The organism is Chryseobacterium sp. SIMBA_028, from assembly GCF_046535285.1.
Lineage (GTDB): Bacteria > Bacteroidota > Bacteroidia > Flavobacteriales > Weeksellaceae > Chryseobacterium.
Window position 1 is genome coordinate 1 of record NZ_JAWRWZ010000872.1, and the last position, 232, is coordinate 232.

The 232-nt window shown below is 39.7% G+C and carries 1 pseudogene; it reads right to left on the reverse strand.

The features are described 5' to 3' along the window. Positions 1–232, reverse strand: a pseudogene (locus tag SCA31_RS25695) (hypothetical protein); the annotation flags it as partial.

A 232-nucleotide genomic window follows, 5' to 3' on the forward strand; every position in this document is an offset into this window, starting at 1 on the left:
TCTTTCGGTGCAGGGTTAAATTCCTCTCCGTTTACCACTGTTGAAAGCTCTTTTTGGTTAATACTCCAAAAGTTTACCGTAGTGGTAGCATCCCGAAGCATTCCACCGAATTTCCATCCGTTATCTCCTTTATAAATCGCTCCGATATCAAAACCGAAACCATATCCACTCGCAAATTTCCCAACATTTCTATATACAATCTTTGCATTCACCCCAACATCTAATTTCGTAT